Here is a 21,279-nt window from a genome sequence, read left to right as displayed (position 1 = left end):
TGCCGGCGGTATAAATGCCTGTCCGGCTCCTTTCAACAGAGTATGTCCGCAGCCCCCACCTCCGCCAGCGCCTGTTCCTGATAGGCCAGGAAAAGGCTGTGGCACAGATCCTCCCACCGGCCCGCGGCATCCATGGCCTCCTTGCCCGGGACAAGGATTTGTTTGGCCAGGATTTCCTTGATTTGCGAAGAAAAATAATTCACCTTATCCTGGGGGGCTGCTTCAAGGATGCCGGCAACAAATTCCGCCGGGTCATACCACTCCGACGCCCTTTGCAAATCACGAAAAACCTGGGTCAGGAGAACATTGCGCGGACCCTCCCAGAGTTCGTTCACCGCCGCGTCACGGAACAATCTTGGCAGCGAGGAAAATTCCTCCATCACACCGTGTCCGCCGAAAATACTCATGGCCTTCCGGATAACATCCACGGCATCGGAAGCTGTAACAACTTTTTGCAACAGGATTAACTCCCTCAGGTTGAAACGTTTTTTTCGCATTTCCAGTGGTTCAGCCGAATTTAGTCCGGGCTGGAGCTTTCTGCCCAGGCGGACAAAAAGGTCGTATAGCTTGAAAGCTCCGGCGGTGGACCTTTTGGCGGTTTCCACCAGTTCAGCGACCTGGCGCGCCGCCATCGGAAACCGGTCGATCTTAAACCCAAAAACATCCCTGAACCTGCTGTACATGAGGGCCTCCCTGGCAGCCCGCAGCATTGCGGCCGCGCTTGAAACGCCCACGGCAATGCGGGACAGGGTCAGTACTATGCCCACGGCATTGGCCACACCACGGTCGACGGGACCAACGGCGTAGGCAACCGCGCCCCGGTAGTCCACTTCGGCCGTAGGCAGTTCCACAGTCCCCATTTTCCATTTCAGGCGGTTGATCACGTATCCGTTCCGGCGCTCCCCGGCCTTGTCGCCGGGAAGCCAGGACGGCACCACAAATGTGCCCACCTTTTCGCTGCCGGTCACCTTGGCGGTGACAACCGCGTAGTCGGCCTGCATCGCCGAACAGAAAAACTTGTTGCCATAAAGCCGGTAGGTTTTGCCGTCGGGCACCGCCTCAATGAGGTTGGCCGGTATGTCCGAACCCCCCTGGATTTCGGACATGAACTGGGCGCCGATGCCGAAATCGCCGTCGATCCCCTCCTTACAATGTGTGAGTATATTGTTCAGTTCGGGAATGCCGTGATCAGGGAAATTCTCAATCAGGGCGATCAGGCCTTCCGTGCAGGCCAGGGGGCACATGACCCCGGCTTCGCCGATCTGGTTGAGCAGGAAGCGTTTGGTAAATTGTTCCCAGACCGTTGTGCGCTCCGAGAATAAGCCCAGTGAAAAGATTTCCTTCTCCAACAGATGCGTTTCAAATGGCCGGACGATTCTGTCGATCCGGTGGTTGTGAGCATCATAATGCAAAATATAAGGACGGGCTTCCGGTCTGGCAATGGTGTCGGCAAGCTCTTTCCACCTGAATGAGACGCGTGGTGAAAACGCCAAAAGATTTTCATGCAGACTTTCCCATCCAACGCGGGCATATCTTTTTACGGTTTGCTGCAGAAACGGGTCGTCGCGGTAAAAATCAAAGCTGTTTCTCCGGGCCAGGAAATAATCGAAGGAATACGGGTTGTCACGGTCGGGCAGGCTCATTCCAAGGACACTCCTTTCCAATGTTGTTGGTGAAATTAACTAATTGAATAATACCAAACACTGTTTACCAATGTCAACATAAATCAATCAGATGAACGGTGATTAGGAGGCTTTGAAGAATGTATTCCCTGGTATTTACATGTGCGAACGGTATAAAATGATAACAAAATTCATTAGCGCAATAATTAAAAAGAAAACGGTCAGGGTCAAATTTCCGGCTGTTATGCGGGCGGCGGTGATCTCATTGAGTTTCCTGTTAATCAGGTCAAAGCACAAAAACAGCTTGTCGGAAAGCTGTCTGGCCAGGTCGGAAAGGGTTTCAATGGCGTCCCCCTTCTGGTGAAAATCGGTGGTCAGGATAAAATTTTGAAATTCACGTACATCGGCTTCAAACTCCTGCAATCCCTTCAACTGGCTGAAAGCGTGATCCAGGTTGACTTTAAGGTTTTTACTTTTTTTAAATAAACCCGTCTGCTCCTGATGAGTGGATTCCAGGAGATTGTCTATTTCGTCTTCAATTTTCCGTCCGGCTTCAAACAATTTTGCCGCCCACAAGTTACAGCATTTGTCATTGTTGATCAATCCGGCCACATTATGGTCGTATAACTCTGCTGCAAACTCAACCGCCGTTATTTCCGTCAATAATGAAGGCTTTTGTTGCAGAGCCTTTTGCACTGCTTGTAAAGCTTCGCCGCGCGTATAAATCAAAGCAATCACCACTTTGCCCGCTAAGATCCGATCCTGAAAATATTATGGGCACCCGGCTGCCTGATTACTCCTTTGGGGCGGGATGGAAAAAGGAACCGGGATTGCTTTCCCGGTTCCTGCTATTTCAACTGCGTTAGCGTTTTGTGATCTAACATGTTCGCAACTCAGTCATCACTGTCCAAATTGTTTTCCCGGAATTGCGTCTTGATTGTGGGTAAATTGCTGCCGGCTCCCTTTACGCTCTTCCAGATTGCTTCGTTTAAGAGTTGTTCGGGTGCCCGGTCTTCCACGGCCAGGTTCATTTTGGCCGACTCTGCGGCCAGGGGGGCGTTTGCTCCATTTATCTCATCGAGGGGTTGTTTGGGCACAATGGCCGTATAGGGAGTAAAATCAGGCTTGTCCGTAAAAGCGTTGATCATCGGTGTTGCCGAGGCGTCGAATTGAGTCATCGGCGGCACGCCTACGATCAGTTCCATGGTGCGCAGCATGGAGGTGGTTGTGTAAAAAGTGGAGTCCACTTTTCCTGTTTGTGTGTACGGGCTGATTACCAGGGCGATGGTACGGTGTGCATCCACATGATCCGGGCCGTTTTGAGCGTCATCTTCCGTCACAAAAATGGCCGTATCCTTCCAGTACCGGGACTTTGATACTGCTTCCACCAGTTGACCCAGGGCATAATCGTTGTCGGCTACCATTGCTTTGGGGGTCGGCATGCCCGGTTTGGTGCCCGAGGTATGGTCATTGGGCAGGCGCACAAGTTCTACGGCGGGTAGCTTACCGCTTTCCTCATAGTTGTGGAACTCTTTCAGCCATTCTTGAATACGCGTCTGATCTTTGATTTTCAAGTCATAACCGGGGTAATTATGATCCGTGTGGGCGGCAAGCCCGGGTTCAGTGGATGCCGTTTCACCTTTTGCCGAGGTAAAGAAACCGTAGTTGCGGTAATCAACATGGGCGCGGCCAAGGCTGTCCCAAAAATAAGCGTCTCTGGGATCCTTTGCGGGCGCCGTGGCCAAATTGCCTCCCTCGAAATCATAGGAGCGTCCTCTGCCGCCGTAATTGGTGGGCCAGTTCTTTTGCACATACGTATTGGCCATTGCTGCCGTAATCCAGTTCCAGCCGTCGGCTGAAACCTCGGCGTCGGCGTAAAAGTTGTCCAATGTAACGAACTGACGGGCCAGTTGACGCTGGTTGGGTGCTGATCCATCACCAAATAGATTCAAACCGGGGTCGCCGTTTCCTTTGCCCAGGCTGCCAAAAACCTGATCGTAGGTCCGGTTTTCTTTAACAACATAAATGACGTGTTTGATTGGTGAAGGATCACCGACGCGGCGGGGAATGACTCGTTCCTTTTGTGCTCCTTCAAGACGGACCTTCTCCTGTTCGTTAAAGCCGTTGTTTTCCACCACCTGCCGGGTATAGCGCGCCAGTTTGCCGGCATCAGGAGTATTGATGATCGACAGAGTACCGGTAATCATGGATCCCGTGTACTGGTCCGGCGGGGTGGGGGTTTTGCTGTAGGGATTGGGGCCGTTGGGGTTTGGCCCGGCGCCGTGGCCCTTGGCATTGGTCACGTAAAGCTGTTTTCCATCGGGAGAAATCTCAATTCCCGTCGGGTACCAGGCAGTGGGGATCATGCCTTCAATTTTGTCCTGGGCGTTGCCCCAGGCTTTGCCGTGCACATGCATAACTTTTGCCAGGCGGATCACTACAATATCATTGTTTCCCGCATTGGCTACATACAATGTGTTTCCATCCGGAGATACGGCCAGGGCGTTGGGGCTGCTGCCTTCCTGCGCACCGGGATAAGGCGACAGGTCTATGGTCCTGATCACCTGGTTGGTTGCCGTATCTATGATGGATATCGTGTCACTGTCGGAGTTGGCTACATAAAGTTCGCTACGGCCGGGGTTAATCGCCATGGCGCTGGGGTGTGTCCCGACGGTAATTGTTCCGGCGGCAGTTCCGTAGGTTGCATTGACAACCGACAGGGTGTTGCCGCCCCAGTTACTGACATAAGCCATTTTTCCGTCCTTCGCCAGCGTCACAGTGTAAGGATTGTGCCCTACCGGCACGGTTTTAATCACTTTGCGTTCCTTAACATTGATGATGGACATTGAATCATTGAGGTTGTTGGCAACGTAAAGGGTTTGTCCATCGGGTGAAATTGTCAAACCGGCCGGGAAATAGTTTACTTTTTTGCCCTGATCATCTGTGGCGGGGAAAACAATGGAACCGCTTTCGGTCAACTGCTGACCCTGGACGTCATAGATGCGTATTTTGTTGTTGTTTCCGGCGGAAGCATAGGCCTTTTTCCCGTCGGGACTGAAAACCACACCGATGTACAGCGCTTCCGGCTTTTTGTATTCGATGCTTTGCACAACCTTGCCGGTTGCCCGGTCCACAACCATCAGTGATTGTGTCGACTGTCCGTCATTACTGACCAGGATCGTTTTCCCGTCCGGGCTGATGGCCATTCCGTACGGGCGGTCACCAAGTTTCACCTGCTCGCCGGCCGGTGTGATCGCCCAACCGTTGGCCGGCCTTTCAATTATTGTTTGGTAGGGGTTGTCCCCGGCAATGGCCGGTGTCGCCGACCCGACGATGAAAAGGAGCGCCAGCGAAGCGACAGACCGCTTAAACCACTGCTTTTTCAATTACTTTCTCCTCCTCAAAAAAGATTTGCCTGAATCATATAGCAAGTTTGTTAAGCGATAATTCACTTAAGGTTAAACCAGGGTAAACAGGATACAGGTACCATAAAGAGAAGACGAACTGCCGGTTTCCCCCGAGCTAAAAAACTGTGTTCAGAAGGGCCTTTGGTCATGTTTAATCAAAAGGGATCTGCCCGCTCTCCGGCTTTGACAAAATTCGCGCAGGACAGGCCCCTTTGGGCGGTGGTTATCCTTGTTGAGCAACTGGGAGCAGGTGAGTACAAAAAAGGCGGCTTCGGCACAGTACCATTCTTCCGATTGGGGAATGATGTAGGCTTCCCGGACGTGGCGCAGTTTGGCGAGCGCCCGCTCGTAATCGCCGTGCTGGGCAGCATATAAGGCCAGGAGCGTCCAGGGGTAACCGGGCGGCTGTATGGTTGCCCAGTCCGGTTGATGGCGGTTGAACAGGGCATAAAGGCCGGCGCCCCGGTCCGAATCCGGTCCGGTTAAGCCATAGAGCGCCGGAAAAGCCTGGCTGGCGGCGTCGGGGTAAAAATTTTTTAGATCAATTTTTGTCCCGAACCGGCCTGTTTTCGCGGGGTGATAGCAGGCATGCCGCCGGTTCCAGAGCCTGCTTTCAATCCCGCCGGCGATGGCCGCCGCCCGTTCCTTGAAATACCCGGCTTCCCGGTCGCCCAGTGCCTGCAGCAATGCGGCGAAGTCCGCCAGACCCCGGTAGGCCTCGCAGTTATCCATCAGGTATTTTACCCGGTAATCAGCCAGGGCGAAAGTCAGGCCGTCTTTGTCCATCAATCCGGTGATCACCCGGGCCACTTTTTTTAGTCCGGAGAGGTTTTCCCGCACCCACCCGGTTTGGCCCGTTTTTTGCCGGTAGCGGGCGGCCAGGGAGAGGTATGTCCCGGCGTAGGCGTCCTCCGAATCGGGCCGGGTGATCTTGATCAAATTCATGCTGTGATCGTAGTGGTGGTCCGGGATTGCCCCGTCATTCCGCAGATGGCGCAGGTACCAGTCCAGGTAGCGTTCCACCAGCGGGTGGGCGGCCGGTTCCTCCAGCATGGCCAGGGCCGCGAGGTTGGCAAAGTAGGGGGTTACCCATTGCCGGTCCGGACGCCTGGCAATGGCCCCGTCGGCACGGTTTCCCGCGTCCAAAAGCTGGCAGCCTTTAAGCCAACTCAGCTGTGCCTGCATATTTCTCCGGAGAAAGTTGAAACTTCTTTTTATCACTTGATTTGAGGGCATCTTAAACACACCGCTATATGACTTTTATTGAATAAATTATGAATGTTTTTCTTTTTTGTCCCGGCATAAAAAATATATCTTCACCCATAATAAATTGCGGGTTATAAAATCAAAGGAGGTAATGTTCTTGGCCAAGCCTGATGATCGCAGTGATAATGTGGAAAAGATGCAAAGAATGATCCAAAACTCGATTGAAAACTGGCACGAGGCCAGGGAGACATTGAGCAACACGGATATGAGCGATGAGCAGCGGGAGGCTGTCAAGGCCAAAAACAGGCGGCGGGAAGAGGCGATTGAAAACTTCCGGGAAGAAATAAAGGACGAATATCACGACCGGCTGGAATAATGTTCCGGTCCCCGGAACCACCGCATGGTGGCTCCGGGGACCTTTTAAATATAGCGGCCTTACCGGGCGGTAACATTTCTTGACTGCCGGAATATCCGTCCGGGGAGCGCCCGGAGCGTGAGCCGGCGGCGAGCCGCCCGGTTCAGCGGGTTAAAAAGACGTTGCGTCAAGCTGATTCCCGGATCAGACCGTGCTTTTGACCGGTTTCATGCCATTACTTTAACCTCGTTCATCCTGTCGCCAATTTCCAGTTTGTCCACCACATCCATTCCGTCCGTAACCAGGCCGAAAACGGCATATTGCCCGTCCAGCCAGGGGGCGTCGGTTTTTAAAATATAAAACTGCGAGCCGGCGGAGTCCGGCCGCGCCGATCTGGCCATGGCCACCGCGCCGCGCACATTTTTTAAATCCGGGTGTGTTTCCAGCTTGATTGCCCAGCCGGGACCGCCGGTGCCGTTTCCCTTGGGGTCACCGCCCTGCACGACCCAGTGCTCCACCCGGTGGAAGGTCAACCCGTTATAAAAACCGCTGTTGGTCAGCTTGAGGAAGTTTTCCACAGTCACCGGCATCTGGCCGGGATATACTTCAAATACAATGTTTCCCTTGTCGGTGCCAATCGTTACTTTGTTATCCGCCATCCATTACCATCTCCCGTAATTTATTAACGGCCTTTATTATATACTGATTTGGCTGGAAAAAGCAAAAGCCGGGCGAAAATTTTTACCCGGCTTGCGAGAGCGAGTGAAAGTCAGCTTTGCTTAACGTTGAAAGATACGCTATGGCCTATTGCTGTTTTGCTTCGAGCACTTTGACCGGCGCGGCCCGTTCTTTTAAAAGCAGCGGATAATATTCCTGTCTGTTACTGTTTGACTTCAAGCGCCCTGACCAGTGCGGCGGCCGCTTCGGCCCGGGTTGTCAGGTGATCCGGGTTGAAGTTGGAGCCATCCCCCTTAATGATTCCCAGACCCCAGGTCAGTGCCACATAGCCGGTGGCATCCGGAGAGATGGCGTGGGCATCTTTATAGGGAAGCACGTAAATTCCCTTGATCCGGGCGGCGCGGTCCAGATCCAGCAGGCGGACCATCAGTTTGGCCAGGGTCAGCCGGCTTACCGTGGCGTTTGGCGTTTGGTCTTCAGTCAACCAGCCCAGATCATCGGCCTGTTTGATGATTTCTTGATCAGTCAGATCCCTGGTTGGTTCCACGCCGTTTTTAACCATCAGCATGGCCCGCAGCAGGGAGATCAGGGTGATCTTTTCATTGGGATGAAAAGCGTCGCCGTATTCCCCGAAGATGCCGGCCTGGCCGAGCAGGTTGATTTCCTTTTCGGCGAAATTGCCGGCGATATCGTTGAAGTGAAAGGCGCCGGACCGGGAAATTGGTTTGCCCTGCCAGTCCAGAGGGGCGCCGGTTTTAGCGTCGATCAAGTTTGATACCAGCATGCCGGGTTCGGCCAGCGGTTGGTAAACCAGACGCGCTTCACCCGGCCCGTCCGGGCCGAAAACCTGGGTGTAGGAAAGAGTCAGCGGACGGTACTTTAAAAAGGCGTCCACAGCCTGCTTGGCGCCGAGGATGCCGTCCGGTGCCGGAAAGTTCAGGGCCGGCCAGTTAAGATTGTAACTGACGATTTTTTTATTCACCGTATCCACTGCTATGGTCATCCCGTTGCCGGGGAAGGGAATGCCGTTAATCAGCCGCACATAGTTGAAATTTTGGACGGGCGGGTTCTGGCCGGCCTTCAACATCGGCATGGGCGCAGGTTGTTGTACGATATCATCAAGCTTCACTTCCTGGAAGCGCTGCGGTTGGACCTGCTTCAGGAAATCTTCAGCCATTTTTTGCGCCGCCGGCCGGTCCATGCCGCCGGATTGTTCCAGCCCGCCATTCGGATAGGGCAGGTTGAAGCCGATCAGTTCACCGGTTTGAGCGTTTACCCGCGCGCTGATGTACTGGGGTTCGCCGGCGCCGGGCTTGGTCGTATTCCAGCTCAAGGACCAGATGCGGATGTCCGGGGACTGCCAGTCAACGCCCAGGCCGACATCCCGCAAAACCATGTTGTCCGGGATGGGCAGCCACTTTTTGACGGCGGCCGCGGCTTGATCCTGGCTGATCAATTTGGCCGTTTTGGCGATTTCCTTTTGTTCGGCCGGGCTCAGCGGCGTTGAAGCCTGATCCGCCCCGCCCATTTCCGCGCCGCCCTTCCCGCCGGGCAGACCGTAATTCTGAATCCATTTTCCGCTTTCCGGTACCAGCGGCTTGCCGGTCAGGGCGTCAATCACTCCGTTGGACGGGTTGTGAATCTGGTAGACCAGTTTCACCGGTGCTTTTTCCCCGGCCGTCAGCGGTCTGATCCGGGAAGGCAGGAAATACTGCAGTTGCAGCATGCCGGCGTCGTCAAACACCTGCCGCGCCTTTGCCGCGGAGATTGCGCCGGTGGCCGGCGGGAAACTGGCTTTGGTCCAGTTGAGGTTGTAGTTCACCACCCGGCCGTCGGTGCCGTTGATGCCGATGGTCACCCCGTCGGTGGGGAAGGGGATGCCGTTGATCAGCCGCTGCCAGCGGAAGGAATAGGTCACCGGCCCGTAATTGAGGGGAATCACCTGGTTGTTGTCGGGTGCGGGCTGCAGTTCGGACAGGTGCTTTGCCGCCAGCCGTTTGAGCAAGTCAGTGGCGGTCTGCAGCGCCTTTGTCCGGGAGACGGCCGGGATCTGTACGCCCTGCGCGGGCTGCTTCACGGGCCGTAAGAAGTTCATGTTCACCACCTCGCCGGTGCCGGCGTCCACCTGGGCGTTGAAACTGCCGCCCGGCGCCCCCGTGCCTTGCGGGGCGCTCCAGGTCAGGGACCAGACCCGGGTGTTGTTGAAGCTGTTGTAAGCGGAAGTGAAGTTGGTGTAATCCGGCGGGATCTCGAAATTTTCCTTCACGGTTTTGATGGCCTGTTCCAGTGAAACAGCCGGTTTATCCGCCGCCAGGACGCCGGCGGGAAAAAATGTGATCAGCAGCATGACCGCCAGGCAACAGGCGGTTATTTTTTGCCCTGTTTTTTGCATTTTTGTTTGCGGCATTAATTACGCCCTCCTTCCTCTGCTTTTAATGTCCTACTGAAAAACACGGCTCCTTTGAGCCCGGTTCCCGTGACAACGCGGCAGTGGTTAAGCATCAACGCTTTCGTTTAATTTTCTTTAAGTCATCCGGCACCACCCCTCCGGCCTGCCGCCGCAATTACTGGCTACATTAAAATAGACGACCGAAAAGGGAAAAAAGTTCCCGCGGATTTAATCAATCCCCTCTTTTGATCATTTTTTTATATCCCCGGCCGGATTTTTGATCCTGCCTTGACCGGCGGCGGGGTTATAATTGGCCGGAAAAGAGGAGGTGATTGACTGGTGGATGGCCGGTTTTTTAACGGGGAATTCTATAAGTCATAACCGGGCCGGGAAAGAGGGGGTGTTAATTGTGCTCGAAGACATGCTGAAACCGGTTGGGCATGAGCAGCTGGCCTTGGCCCGGTCGTTGATTCGCGCCGGTAAATTGGATGGTGCCATGAAAACGCTGAAACGGATCATCTACAAAGAGCCGGGAAACGCCCGGGCTTTTAACCTGCTGGGAGCGATATATGAAAAGGAAGGCAATCTGGATGCGGCCCGCCGCATGTACCGCGCCGCCATAGCCCTGGATCCGGCCTGCCGGCCGGCGCAGGCCAACCTGTGCCGTCTGGTGCGCTGGCCGCCGGATCTAAGCGCACCAGATCTGGATATTTCCCGGACGGTTGAGGAAGCGGCGGCGGTGAAAGGAGGTCCGGCCAATGGGTGAACTGATCCTGGGCGGTTTGATTACCGCGGGACTGTTGTTTTACCTGGTTTACTCTTTGATTAGAGCGGAGGATTTATGATGAAGGGAATAGATCTTTTTCAATTGTTCTTGTACCTGGTCCTGCTCATTGCGCTGGCTGTGCCACTGGGCCGGTACATGGCCCGGGTTTACCAGGGTGAGCGGACGTGGTTTGATAAATTGGCCGGGCCGGTGGAACGGTTGATCTACCGGTTGACGGGAGTGGACGCCGGCCGGGAAATGAACTGGTGGCAGTATGCCCTGGCAGTGCTGGTCTTTAATATTTCCGGCATGGTTTTACTTTTTTTGTTGCAGCTGGTCCAGGGTATTTTACCCCTTAATCCCCAGCATTTTGGAGCGGTTAAGTGGGATCTTTCCCTGAATACGGCAATCAGTTTTATGACCAATACCAACTGGCAGGCCTACAGCGGCGAATCCACCATGAGCTACCTCACTCAGATGGCCGGGCTGACGGTGCAAAACTTTCTTTCTGCAGCCACCGGCATGGCTGTGGTTATTGCCCTGATCCGTGGTCTGGCCCGGCATACCGCCCGCACCATCGGCAATTTCTGGGTGGATCTGACCCGCTCCGTACTATTTATCCTGCTGCCCATATCGGTGGTGGGGGCGTTGTTCCTGGTTTCCCAGGGAGTAATTCAAAATTTGAGCCCTTACCTGAACGTGCATACCCTGGAGGGTGCCCGGCAGACCCTGGCCATGGGGCCGGTGGCCTCGCAGGAGTTCATCAAGGAATTGGGCACCAATGGCGGCGGTTTCTTTAACGCCAACTCCGCCCATCCTTTTGAAAACCCGACACCTTTGACCAATCTGGTGGAAATGCTGGCCATCCTGGTCATCCCGGCCGGTTTGGCCATCACTTTCGGTCGGATGGTGAAAGATGTCCGGCAGGGCCGGGTGGTGCTGGCGGCCATGCTCATTTTATTTGTGTTGGCCCTGGGAGTCTGCTACACGAGCGAAGTGACCGGCAACCCGCAGATCTCCGCTCTGGGTGTCAGCGGCCCGACGGCCATGGAAGGCAAGGAGGTCCGTTTTGGCATCACCAATTCGGCCCTGTTCGCTACGGTCACCACGGCTGCTTCCTGCGGCGCGGTCAATACCATGCACGACAGTCTGACTCCTTTGGGCGGCTTGGTGCCCATGCTGCAGATTATGCTGGGAGAAGTGGTCTTTGGCGGAGTGGGCTCGGGATTGTACGGCATGCTGATCTTCGTCATTCTGACGGTGTTTATCGTCGGTCTGATGGTCGGCCGTACACCGGAATACCTGGGGAAGAAAATTGAGTCCCGGGAGATGAAGATGGCCACGCTGGCGGTGCTCATCCCGGCAGCTACTATACTAATCGGGGCGGCGCTGGCCGCGGCGACCAAAGCCGGCACCTCATCCATCGCCAATCCCGGCCCGCACGGTTTAAGCGAGATTCTATACGCCTTTGCCTCCGGGACGGGTAACAATGGTTCTGCCTTCGCCGGCCTGAACGCAAATACGCTCTTTTACAACCTGGCTATTGGTCTGGCTATGTTTATCGGCCGTTTTGGCGTTATCCTGCCGGTGCTGGCCATCGCCGGCAGTATGGCCGCCAAGAAGGCGGTGCCGGCCGGTCCGGGGACGTTTGAGACCACCGGCGGCTTGTTTGCCGGCCTGTTGAGCGCGACCGTGCTCATTGTGGGCGCACTGACCTTTTTCCCGGCGCTGGCCCTGGGGCCCATTGTGGAACAATTGTTGATGTTTGCCGGCAAGGCTTTTTAAGGGAGGATCATTGCATGGACGGTTACGAAAAAGTTGCATTTCCGGAGCGAAAAGCAAACCGGGTGGAATCTGTCCCCGCCGGCGAGGTGGCCGCCACGTCCGGGACAGGGAAAAACAAGGGCGGTTTTGACCGGGAGATGATTTGGCAGGCGGTCAAAGACTCCTTTGTGAAATTAAATCCCCGGGTTATGCTGAGCAACCCGGTAATGTTCGTAGTGGAAATAATGGCCGTTCTGACCACTTTCTTTACCTTCAGTGCGCTTTCCGGCGCTCACGGCTCCCTCTGGTTCAACGCTCAGATCGCCGCTTGGCTTTGGATAACGGTTTTATTTGCCAACTTTGCCGAAGCTCTGGCCGAAGGCAGGGGCAAGGCCCAGGCCGCATCCCTGCGCCGCGCCCGCAGTGAAACGCGGGCCAAGAAGCTGGTTGGGGAACGGGTGGAAGAGGTTTCCTCCACCCGGTTGAACAAAGGTGATGTGGTGCTGGTGGAAGCCGGTGAGGTGATTCCCGGCGACGGGGAAGTAATTGAGGGGATTGCTTCAGTGGATGAAAGCGCCGTGACCGGCGAGTCGGCGCCGGTTATCCGGGAATCGGGCGGCGACCGCAGTGCGGTGACCGGCGGCACCCGGGTGCTCTCCGACTGGATTAAAGTGCGCGTTACAGCCAACCCCGGAGAAACTTTCCTCGACCGGATGATCCAGTTGGTGGAAGGCGCGCGGCGGCAGAAAACGCCCAATGAGATTGCATTGACCATACTGCTGGTCGGCCTGACGATCATCTTTTTGCTGGTGGTGGCTTCCCTGGAGCCTTTTGCCATGTATTCCGGCGCCCGTGCTTCGCTGCCCGTGCTGGCCGCCCTGCTGGTCTGTCTGATTCCCACCACTATCGGCGGTTTGCTCTCCGCCATCGGCATTGCCGGGATGGACCGCCTTTTAAGGCGCAATATTCTGGCCATGTCCGGCCGGGCGGTGGAAGCGGCCGGGGACGTGGATGTGCTGTTGCTGGATAAAACCGGCACTATCACTCTGGGCAACCGCATGGCCGTGGAATTTGTGGCGGCCCCGGGGGTAACGCCGCAGATGCTGGCCGATGCCGCCCAACTGGCTTCCCTGGCCGATGAAACGCCGGAAGGGCGGAGCATAGTAGTGCTGGCCAAGGAAAAATATAATTTGCGTGAACGCGATCTGGCCGGCCTGGGGGCCGTCTTCGTCCCCTTCAGTGCTCAAACCCGGATGAGCGGTGTTGATTTGAAAGAGCGGGAAATTCGCAAAGGGGCGTCAGACGCCATTGAAAAGTACCTTGCGGAGAGCGGTGAAAAACTGCCGCCGGCTGTAAACACGGTGGTGGAGGAAATCGCCAGAAAGGGCGGCACCCCTCTGGTGGTGGCTGAAAACAGACGGGTGCTGGGTGTGATTTACTTGAAGGATGTGGTCAAGGGGGGCATCAAAGAGCGTTTTGCCCAACTGCGCCGGATGGGCATTAAAACAGTAATGATTACCGGCGACAATCCCCTCACCGCTGCGGCCATCGCCGCCGAAGCCGGGGTGGACGACTTTATGGCGGAAGCCACGCCGGAAACGAAACTGGCACTGATCCGCCGGCACCAGTCCGCAGGGCATCTGGTGGCCATGACCGGTGACGGTACCAACGATGCGCCGGCGCTGGCCCAGGCCGATGTGGGCGTGGCCATGAACAGCGGCACCCAGGCGGCCAAGGAGGCGGGGAATATGGTGGATCTGGACAGCAACCCCACCAAATTAATCGAGGTGGTGGAAACCGGCAAACAGCTGTTGATGACCAGGGGAGCGCTGACCACTTTCAGCATTGCCAACGATGTGGCCAAATATTTTGCCATCATCCCGGCCCTGTTTGCCGTTACCTATCCCCAGTTGAACGTATTGAACATCATGGGGTTGGCCACGCCGCAGAGCGCCATTCTTTCGGCGGTGATTTTCAACGCCCTGATCATTGTTGCACTGGTTCCTTTGGCCCTGCGGGGGGTGACCTACCGTCCTCTGGGCGCCAATGCCATACTGCGGCGCAATATGTTCATTTACGGCCTGGGCGGTTTGATTGTCCCCTTTATCGGGATTAAGGCCATCGACCTGCTCCTGGTTCTCCTGGGATTGCATTAAAGAGCCTGGCGAAAGGAAAGTGAACGGTTATGTTGAAAACAATAAGCAGGGCGGTGCTTTTGCTGCTGGTGATGACCCTCTTGACCGGGATCATTTACCCCCTGGCAGTGACCGGTCTGGCCCGGGTGATTTTCCCCCGCCAGGCCGCTGGCTCGCTGGTTTACCGCAACAGTGCGGTGGTGGGCTCTTCATTGATCGGACAGAAGTTTGCCGGCCCGGGTTATTTTCACGGGCGGCCTTCGGCGGCCGGCGACGGTTATGACGCCGCTTCCTCATCCGGATCCAACCTGGGGCCGACCAATAAAAAGCTGATTGACACGGTCGCTGAGCGGGCGGCGGCGGTACGGAAGGAAAACGGCCTGCCACCCAATGCCCCTGTGCCGGCCGATCTGGTGACCGCATCGGGCAGCGGCCTGGACCCGGATATCAGTCCGCAGTCCGCCCTGCTGCAGGTGCCCCGGGTGGCCCGGTACAGACACCTGTCTGAGCAGACGGTCCGCCAGTTGGTGGAAAGCCATATTAAAGGGCGGCAGCTGGGCTTTTTAGGCTCGTCGCGGGTTAATGTGCTGGAACTGAACCTGGCTCTGGATGCCTTGAAATAAACCGGGTGGTTATGGATGGAAAAAGAAAAACGGGTTGATCCGGAAGCACTGTTGGCCAGCCTGGACCGGGAAGACCGTGGCAAGCTCACGGTCTTCCTGGGGGCGGCCGCCGGGGTGGGCAAAACTTACGCCATGCTGGAGGCGGCCCGGGACAGGCTGGCCGAAGGTGTGGATGTGGTGGCCGGGTGGGTGGAAACCCACGGACGGGCGGAAACGGAAGCTTTGTTGAAGGGGCTGACCGTTGTTCCGCCCCGTCATGTTGTTTATAAAGATAAAGAGTTTCAGGAAATGGATCTGGACGCTTTGCTGGCGCGCCGTCCCACCCTGGCCCTGGTGGATGAACTGGCCCATACCAATATTCCCGGCTCCCGGCATGTCCGGCGTTATCAGGATGTGGAAGAACTGCTGGCCGCAGGGATCAACGTCTATACCACCTTGAATATTCAGCACCTGGAAAGTGTAAACGATGTCGTCGCCCAGGTGACCGGGGTGCAGGTACGGGAAACCGTGCCGGACCGGGTTCTGGAAAGCGCCCGGGTGCAGGTTGTCGACATTCCGCCGGAAGAGCTGGTTCAGCGTCTTAAGGAGGGCAAAGTTTACGTTCCCGGGCAGGCCAGGGAAGCACTAAAAAAATTTTTTCGCCCAGGGAACATCAATGCCCTGCGCGAACTGGCCCTGCGCTACGCCGCCCGGCGGGTGGACCGGCAAAAGGAAGCCTATATGCGCCTGCACGGTATTGCCGGGCCCTGGCCTTCCGGGGAGCGGGTCATGGTCTGTGTCAGCCCCAGTCCCTTTTCGGCCCGGCTGATCCGCATTGCCCGGCGCATGGCCGAGAGCTTTCAGGCGGAATGGCTGGCTGTTTATGTGGAAACCCCGCGCCGCTTTCCGGCCGGGGAGGCGGCGCGGGACCGGCTGGCTAAAAACCTGCGTCTGGCTGAAGAGCTGGGCGCGGAAATCGTCAATATTTCCGGCAGTGATGTGGCGGAAGAACTGCTGGAGCTGGCTCAAAAACACAATGTATCCCAAATCGTGATCGGGAAACCGCTGCACTCAAAATTTTGGGAATGGACGCACGGGTCGGTGGTGGACCGGGTGATCCGGCACAGCCGGGGGATCAGTATACATGTCATACCCGGCCAACCGGAACCGGGCCACGGGCGGGGGCCGGCGCCGCGGCGCAAAGGCGGCAATTTCAATTTTCCAGTCACTCCTTATCTTATGGTGATGGCCATGGTTATTGCAGTGGTACTTCTGGCCGTCCCCTTGAAGCCGTTCCTGGGTCTGATCAACATTGCCATGATTTTTTTGCTGCCCGTTTTGTTCAGCGCCGTTAAATGGGGCAGGCCGCCGGCCATAGCCGCGGCGGCATTGGCGATCATCACTTTCGACTTTTTTCTGGTGCCGCCCGTATTGAGTTTTTCGGTTGCCGATATTCGCTATATTTTCAGCTTCGTCATTTTTCTGCTGGTGGCCCTGTTTACCGGCACTTTGTCCACCCGTTTGCGTCAGCAGGTGGAGAGCGCCCGTACCCGGGAGGTGAGAACCGCTGCCCTGTATTCCCTGAGCCGGGATATAGCCGCCGTGGCCGAACTGGCACCGGTTTTGGACAGCATCGTAAAAAAAGTTTCCGCGGCCGTGGACAGCGAGGTTGTGTTGTTGCTGCCCGCGGAAGATGGTAAACTGGAGTTGCGGGCCGGTGCGGCGGCCGGCGGGGAGAGTTCTTTGGACGAATCTGAACTGGCGGTGGCCGACTGGTCTTTCCGGCGGGGACAAAGGGCGGGCCGGGGGACGGATACTTTGAACGGCGCCGCGCGGCTTTATTTGCCTTTGCGTACGGAGCAGGGCGTCCATGGCGTTTTGGGCATCCGCCCCGCTGGTCCGGAAAGGCATCTTCCGCCGGAGCAAGTGCGCCTGTTGGAGGCGTTTGCCGGCCTGGCGGCGGTGGCCGTAAACCGGGTGCAGTTGACGGAACGGGCCAAGGAAGCACGGGTTTTGGCGGAGTCGGAGCGGCTGCGTACGGCTCTGTTCAATTCCCTTTCCCACGACCTGCGCACTCCCCTGGCCTCCATTATTGGCGCTGTAACCGGGCTTTTGGATGCGGACGGTGTTTACGGCCCGGAGGCCCGCCGCGACCTCTTGCAGACCATCCGGCAGGGGGCCATGCGCATGAACAGGTTTGTGAGCAATCTTTTGGATATGGCCCGGCTGGAAAGCGGTCTGTTAAGCCTGAACCGGGAATGGTGCGATATCCAGGACATTATCGGAGTGGCCGTGGGCAGGCTGGATGAGGCATTGCGGAACCGCCCGCTGAAGATCGATATTCAACCCGGGCTGCCCCTGGTGCGGGCCGATTTTGTACTGATCGAGCAGGTGCTGGTCAACTTGCTGGACAATGCGCTGAAATATTCCAGTCCGGGCAGTGAAATCACCATCTCTGTCAGTCAACAGTCCCGGCAGTTGGCGGTGGCGGTGGCCGACCGGGGACCGGCCGTTCCGGAAGGGGATTTGGAACGTATTTTTGATAAATTCTACCGCCTGCGTTCGCCCCGCCAGGTCAGCGGCACCGGGCTGGGCCTGGCCATCTGCCGGGGGATTATTGAAGCCCACGGCGGGCGGATTTGGGCGGCCAATATTCCGGCCGGCGGGGTAATGATTACTTTTGTCCTGCCCCTGGGAGACGATGCGCCGGGCGAGGTCCCGGACGGAAGGGCGGGTGACCGGCATGGCTGTTGAAGGAGCGCGGGTGCTGGTTGTTGACGATGAAATCCAGATCCGGCGGCTGTTGAAAGTAGCCCTTTCCGGTCACGGCTATGCAGTGGAAGAGGCCGCCAGCGGCAAAGAAGGGCTGAATAAGGCGGCCACCAGCCGGCCGGATCTGATTATCCTGGACCTGGGACTGCCGGATTTGGACGGTTTAAATGTACTGCAGCAACTGCGGGAGTGGTCTTTAATACCGGTGATCATCCTTTCCGTCAAGGAGCGGGAAGAGCAAAAAATTGCCGCCCTGGATGCCGGCGCCGACGACTATGTGACCAAACCATTCAGCATGGGTGAATTGCTCGCCCGCATCCGGGCTGCCCTACGGCATGCGGCCGGGACGAAAAACGAACCGGTTGTGCAGCTGGACGACCTGGTGCTCGACCTGGCCCGCCGCCGGGTTACCGTGGGCGGGCGGGAGGTCAAGCTGACCCCCACCGAATATGAGCTGATCAAAAACCTGGCCGTCAACGCCGGCAAGGTGCTTACCCACCGGCAGCTGCTGCGTGCCGTCTGGGGCCCCGGCTGTGAAAACGACACGCACTATTTACGTGTTTACGTCGGTCAGCTGCGCCAGAAGATTGAAGCCGATCCTTCCCGGCCGCGGCATATCATCACCGAGCCGGGAGTGGGCTACCGGCTGCTCTGATCTAAAACGGAGTTACCCCCTCAAACTTTTCATACTATTTAGACGCATCATAAAGTTATTTGGTTCCGTGCAGTCATAAGTTTTTATGAGGTTGTGTTAAAAAAGCCGGTGCTTTTACACCGGTTTTGAAACTTTAGATAAGGCATTAAAACGGCGCCCGGTTTAGCGGGGATCACACTGCCGGTCCGAGGGGCATAAGATGCTTTAGTCTGGACGGACGGCAGGATTTTGCCGCCGGCTGCCGAATAGTTTTGCATTACCGGTATTGTACAGAGCCGGGCGGGGTGGGGAAAAACGGTTGCCGCTCCGTATATGCCGGATATTTTTAATGCAGAAGGAGGGGCTGTTGATGTTTTTCGGTCATCTTTATGAAAACGACCGTCCGGTGATGCTTCATCCCTAAGTTGCGGGGATGAAGGCCATGCCCCGTCTTAGGGATTTACAGCCTGATCAAAATCCCTAAACGGAGGTTTGATGATGAATAAAAATATACTGGGCGCCATCTGTCTTTCGTTAGCGGCGGCCATCTGGGGCGGCATGTATGTGGTCAGCAAGTACGTGCTGACCTTTATTCCGCCGTTTACCCTGATCTGGTTGCGGTACGTCATTGCTTTAATCATATTGGCCTTAATCATGGCGGTAAATCGTACGCCGCTGCCCCGGCGCAGGGATCTGGGCCTTTTGGCCTGGATTGGTTTTATCGGTTACTTTGTGTCCATTGGGGCGCAGTTTGTAGGTACGAAACTTTCTAACGCCCATATGGGGGCGATCATCACTTCCGCCTCGCCGGCGTTCATCGTCATTTTTGCGACCTGGCTTTTGAAGGAAAAACTGACGGCACGCAAAGCAGGTGCGGTGCTTCTGGCCACGGCCGGCGTGGTGGTGGTGATCGGCTTCGGGGGCGCCGGCAGCGGCAGACTTTCCGGCAACCTGGCGCTTATACTGGCGGCGGTGACCTGGGCGCTGCTCTCGGTTTACGCCAAGCTGGCCGGGGAGCGTTACTCCTCCCTGACCGTAACCACCTGTGCCATCTTCTTTGCCCTGCTCTTCAATACACCAGTGGCGGCCCGGGAGCTTATTACGGCCGGCATCGGCCACTTTCCCGCCCTGCCGGTCTGGTCGGGGGTGCTCTACATGGGGGTGGTGTCCACCGCCCTGGCCTTTTTCCTCTGGAACAAAGGCATGTATTTGATGGATGCGGGCACCGGTTCGCTGTTCTTCTTTTTTCAGCCGCTGGTCGGTTCGTTTCTGGGCTGGCTGTGGCTTAAAGAACCACTGAACTGGAACTTTTTTGCCGGCGGGGCGCTGATTCTGCTGGCGGTGGCACTGATCTACCTGCCCGGGGGCCAGGCGGAAGAGAACAACAGCGGGGCTCAAACGATGTAGTGGAAGTGACATTTTGCCAGGGGATAATGCCGCCGGAAACTATGGTGGCATTATCCCTTTTTAACATTCCCCTACGACTGTTCCACGATAATGCCCACCCCGTCCGGAATGACGGTGATTGATGCGTCCGCGCCTTTTACCGCTCTGGCTTTGGACAAAGCCTCTTCCAGGGTGGGTGCCCAGTCCATGTGCATTTGCCGTATATAGCCGGCCAGGAAGGGATCGGTGACCATAATCACTTTATGCTTGATCAGAATCCGGGCCAGGATCTGGGATTCCCACTGGTCCAGGACCGTTTCCTCCCTTGGGGTGGCCATGATTTTATCCATGGTGCCCTGTGGTGAGGGCTGATCGGCCAGTTGGTGGAAGAAATAGTCGCCGCCCAGCCCGTCCCGGCAGCGGGCAACCATGATGATCACTGCGTCCGGTTTGGCCGTGGCTTCGGCGGCGGTCATGCCCTTTACCGACTGATAGACGTTCTGGTCCAGGGGGTAGCCGCCGTTGGTGCTGATCACAATATCGGCCGGCTGTGCTTTGACGGCGGTGATCTTGCGCACGAACTCACATCCGGCATGGTGGGCTTCCAGGGGGTGTCCGGCCACGCAGTGGATGATTTCCTTTCCGGCGTTGATCACCACGTTGAGGATAAAGGCCAGTTTGGCCTGTTGAGCCGACCGGACCATGTCCTTGTGAATGGGGTTATTTCCCAGGACGCCGGTACGGGCGTACGGGCTGGCGATGAATTGGGCGTTGTGGTTGAACAGGACGGTCTTGCGCGAAGCGATGCCGGGCAGCACGCTCTTGCGCCCGCCGGAAAAGCCGGCAAAAAAGTGTGGTTCGATGAATCCTTCGCCGATGAGTAAATCCGCTTCCACGGCCAGCCGATTGATCCACAGTTCACCGCCGGATGGAAGGGTGCCCAAAAATGTCATCTCCCCGTCCGCTTCCGCCCGGTGGTTGACCACCGTCACCCGGTCCAGCACCGGACGGCCGAACTTGTGCGCCAGTTCTTCCGGCGTGGACGGCCGGTGCATGCCGGTGGCCACCAGCAGGGTGATTTGTGCCTGCGGGTTGGCCTTTTTGATTTCCGCCAGTAAAATGGGCAGTGTGATCCGGCTGGGCACGGGGCGGGTGTGGTCACTGGTGATGATCACAATTTTGTTTTTGCCCCGCACCAACTCCGGCAACGGCGGCGAGGCTAGGGGGCTTTCCAGCGCGCGGCGCACGGTTTCCTCCGGTGTGTCCGGCGGCCGGAAGTTGCTGGAAGGGGGAGTTAATACCTGCACGTTGTCGCCCGGCTCAAGGGGAAGTGACAGGTGGCCGGTATCGTAAGGGAGTGGCAGCAAACCAATCATCCTTTCATAAAAAGCTGGTTTTGACTTTCCTATTGCGGCAGTACCGTACCCGGATATATGCATTGTAGCAAAAACATATCCGCTGAACAAGTGACCGGACCACTAGGCGTATTAAAAAAACACTTTCACCTCCGGCGGCAGGCCGGAGGTGAAAGTGTTGAAAACTTACCTGTTTTGTCCGTTTGAT

Annotated in this window: 16 protein-coding genes; 9 read left to right on the top strand and 7 right to left on the bottom strand. The window is 56.6% G+C overall.

What is annotated here, in order from left to right:
• Positions 1-32: 32 nt before the first annotated feature.
• The 4 genes from A6M21_RS08860 to A6M21_RS08845 form a co-directional block, all read right to left on the bottom strand.
• The gene (locus A6M21_RS08860) at positions 33-1,643 is read right to left on the bottom strand and encodes an acyl-CoA dehydrogenase family protein (protein WP_066667891.1); all 1,611 of its coding nucleotides are present in this window, start codon (positions 1,641-1,643) and stop codon (positions 33-35) included.
• Positions 1,644-1,778: 135 nt separating this feature from the next.
• Positions 1,779-2,360, bottom strand: coding sequence for a hypothetical protein (locus A6M21_RS08855; RefSeq protein WP_066667889.1), 582 nt, complete (start codon positions 2,358-2,360; stop codon positions 1,779-1,781).
• A 155-nt stretch (positions 2,361-2,515) separates the two neighbouring features.
• Positions 2,516-5,008 (bottom strand): bifunctional YncE family protein/alkaline phosphatase family protein, encoded by a 2,493-nt coding sequence (locus A6M21_RS08850; protein WP_066667887.1) that lies wholly within the window; start codon positions 5,006-5,008, stop codon positions 2,516-2,518.
• 150 nt (positions 5,009-5,158) lie between these two features.
• Positions 5,159-6,175, bottom strand: a complete 1,017-nt coding sequence (locus A6M21_RS08845) for a glucosidase family protein (RefSeq protein ID WP_151191865.1) — start codon at positions 6,173-6,175, stop codon at positions 5,159-5,161.
• Positions 6,176-6,386: 211 nt separating this feature from the next.
• Between A6M21_RS08845 and tlp the strand changes: the two genes are divergently transcribed.
• Positions 6,387-6,611 (top strand): small acid-soluble spore protein Tlp, encoded by a 225-nt coding sequence (gene tlp, locus A6M21_RS08840; RefSeq protein WP_201721857.1) that lies wholly within the window; start codon positions 6,387-6,389, stop codon positions 6,609-6,611.
• Between the two features lie 206 nt (positions 6,612-6,817).
• On the opposite strand, the gene A6M21_RS08835 is transcribed toward tlp, so the two are convergent.
• On the bottom strand, positions 6,818-7,249 hold the full coding sequence (locus tag A6M21_RS08835) for a peptidylprolyl isomerase (RefSeq protein WP_066667881.1): 432 nt from the start codon (positions 7,247-7,249) through the stop codon (positions 6,818-6,820).
• Between the two features lie 221 nt (positions 7,250-7,470).
• The gene (locus A6M21_RS08830; RefSeq protein ID WP_078060520.1) at positions 7,471-9,675 is read right to left on the bottom strand and encodes a YcdB/YcdC domain-containing protein; all 2,205 of its coding nucleotides are present in this window, start codon (positions 9,673-9,675) and stop codon (positions 7,471-7,473) included.
• Between the two features lie 292 nt (positions 9,676-9,967).
• Here A6M21_RS08830 and A6M21_RS08825 point away from each other — a divergent pair, with 292 nt between their 5' ends.
• From A6M21_RS08825 to A6M21_RS08790, 8 genes are all read left to right on the top strand, one after another.
• Entirely contained in the window at positions 9,968-10,423 is a 456-nt protein-coding gene (locus A6M21_RS08825; protein WP_066667879.1) for a tetratricopeptide repeat protein, read from the top strand.
• Positions 10,416-10,502: a K(+)-transporting ATPase subunit F gene (gene kdpF, locus A6M21_RS19475; protein WP_066667877.1), complete on the top strand. Its 87-nt coding sequence runs from the start codon at positions 10,416-10,418 to the stop codon at positions 10,500-10,502. Before A6M21_RS08825 ends, kdpF begins: the two co-directional genes overlap by 8 nt.
• Entirely contained in the window at positions 10,502-12,208 is a 1,707-nt protein-coding gene (kdpA, locus tag A6M21_RS08815; protein ID WP_066667875.1) for a potassium-transporting ATPase subunit KdpA, read from the top strand. Before kdpF ends, kdpA begins: the two co-directional genes overlap by 1 nt.
• Positions 12,209-12,345: 137 nt before the next feature.
• On the top strand, positions 12,346-14,343 hold the full coding sequence (gene kdpB / locus A6M21_RS08810; protein WP_066668012.1) for a potassium-transporting ATPase subunit KdpB: 1,998 nt from the start codon (positions 12,346-12,348) through the stop codon (positions 14,341-14,343).
• A gap of 29 nt (positions 14,344-14,372) precedes the next feature.
• The gene (kdpC, locus tag A6M21_RS08805) at positions 14,373-14,945 is read left to right on the top strand and encodes a potassium-transporting ATPase subunit KdpC (RefSeq protein ID WP_066667873.1); all 573 of its coding nucleotides are present in this window, start codon (positions 14,373-14,375) and stop codon (positions 14,943-14,945) included.
• A gap of 15 nt (positions 14,946-14,960) precedes the next feature.
• On the top strand, positions 14,961-17,678 hold the full coding sequence (locus A6M21_RS08800) for a sensor histidine kinase (protein ID WP_066667871.1): 2,718 nt from the start codon (positions 14,961-14,963) through the stop codon (positions 17,676-17,678).
• Positions 17,668-18,351, top strand: a complete 684-nt coding sequence (locus A6M21_RS08795; protein ID WP_066667869.1) for a response regulator — start codon at positions 17,668-17,670, stop codon at positions 18,349-18,351. The genes A6M21_RS08800 and A6M21_RS08795 overlap by 11 nt, the downstream gene beginning before the upstream one ends.
• 477 nt (positions 18,352-18,828) lie before the next feature.
• Positions 18,829-19,737: a DMT family transporter gene (locus tag A6M21_RS08790; protein WP_066667867.1), complete on the top strand. Its 909-nt coding sequence runs from the start codon at positions 18,829-18,831 to the stop codon at positions 19,735-19,737.
• Between the two features lie 71 nt (positions 19,738-19,808).
• Here A6M21_RS08790 and larA read toward each other — a convergent pair whose 3' ends face one another.
• Positions 19,809-21,089: a nickel-dependent lactate racemase gene (gene larA / locus A6M21_RS08785; RefSeq protein WP_201721861.1), complete on the bottom strand. Its 1,281-nt coding sequence runs from the start codon at positions 21,087-21,089 to the stop codon at positions 19,809-19,811.
• Positions 21,090-21,279 lie beyond the last annotated feature (190 nt).

It is taken from the genome of Desulfotomaculum copahuensis (assembly GCF_001655685.1).
Taxonomy (GTDB): Bacteria; Bacillota; Desulfotomaculia; order Desulfotomaculales; family Desulfovirgulaceae; genus Desulfotomaculum_G; species Desulfotomaculum_G copahuensis.
The sequence above is the reverse complement of the archived record's forward strand: the minus strand, read 5'-3'. Positions and strand labels throughout refer to the sequence as shown.

Excerpts from the sequence above, each read along its gene's own strand:
- A6M21_RS08860 (WP_066667891.1), bottom strand. The coding sequence starts at position 1,643 with ATGAGCCTGCCCGACCGTGACAACCCGTATTCCTTCGATTATTTCCTG.
- tlp (WP_201721857.1), top strand. The coding sequence starts at position 6,387 with ATGTTCTTGGCCAAGCCTGATGATCGCAGTGATAATGTGGAAAAGATG.
- A6M21_RS08835 (WP_066667881.1), bottom strand. The coding sequence starts at position 7,249 with ATGGCGGATAACAAAGTAACGATTGGCACCGACAAGGGAAACATTGTA.
- A6M21_RS08830 (WP_078060520.1), bottom strand. The coding sequence starts at position 9,675 with ATGCCGCAAACAAAAATGCAAAAAACAGGGCAAAAAATAACCGCCTGT.
- kdpF (WP_066667877.1), top strand. The coding sequence starts at position 10,416 with ATGGGTGAACTGATCCTGGGCGGTTTGATTACCGCGGGACTGTTGTTT.
- kdpA (WP_066667875.1), top strand. The coding sequence starts at position 10,502 with ATGAAGGGAATAGATCTTTTTCAATTGTTCTTGTACCTGGTCCTGCTC.
- kdpB (WP_066668012.1), top strand. The coding sequence starts at position 12,346 with ATGATTTGGCAGGCGGTCAAAGACTCCTTTGTGAAATTAAATCCCCGG.
- kdpC (WP_066667873.1), top strand. The coding sequence starts at position 14,373 with ATGTTGAAAACAATAAGCAGGGCGGTGCTTTTGCTGCTGGTGATGACC.
- A6M21_RS08800 (WP_066667871.1), top strand. The coding sequence starts at position 14,961 with ATGGAAAAAGAAAAACGGGTTGATCCGGAAGCACTGTTGGCCAGCCTG.
- A6M21_RS08795 (WP_066667869.1), top strand. The coding sequence starts at position 17,668 with ATGGCTGTTGAAGGAGCGCGGGTGCTGGTTGTTGACGATGAAATCCAG.
- A6M21_RS08790 (WP_066667867.1), top strand. The coding sequence starts at position 18,829 with ATGAATAAAAATATACTGGGCGCCATCTGTCTTTCGTTAGCGGCGGCC.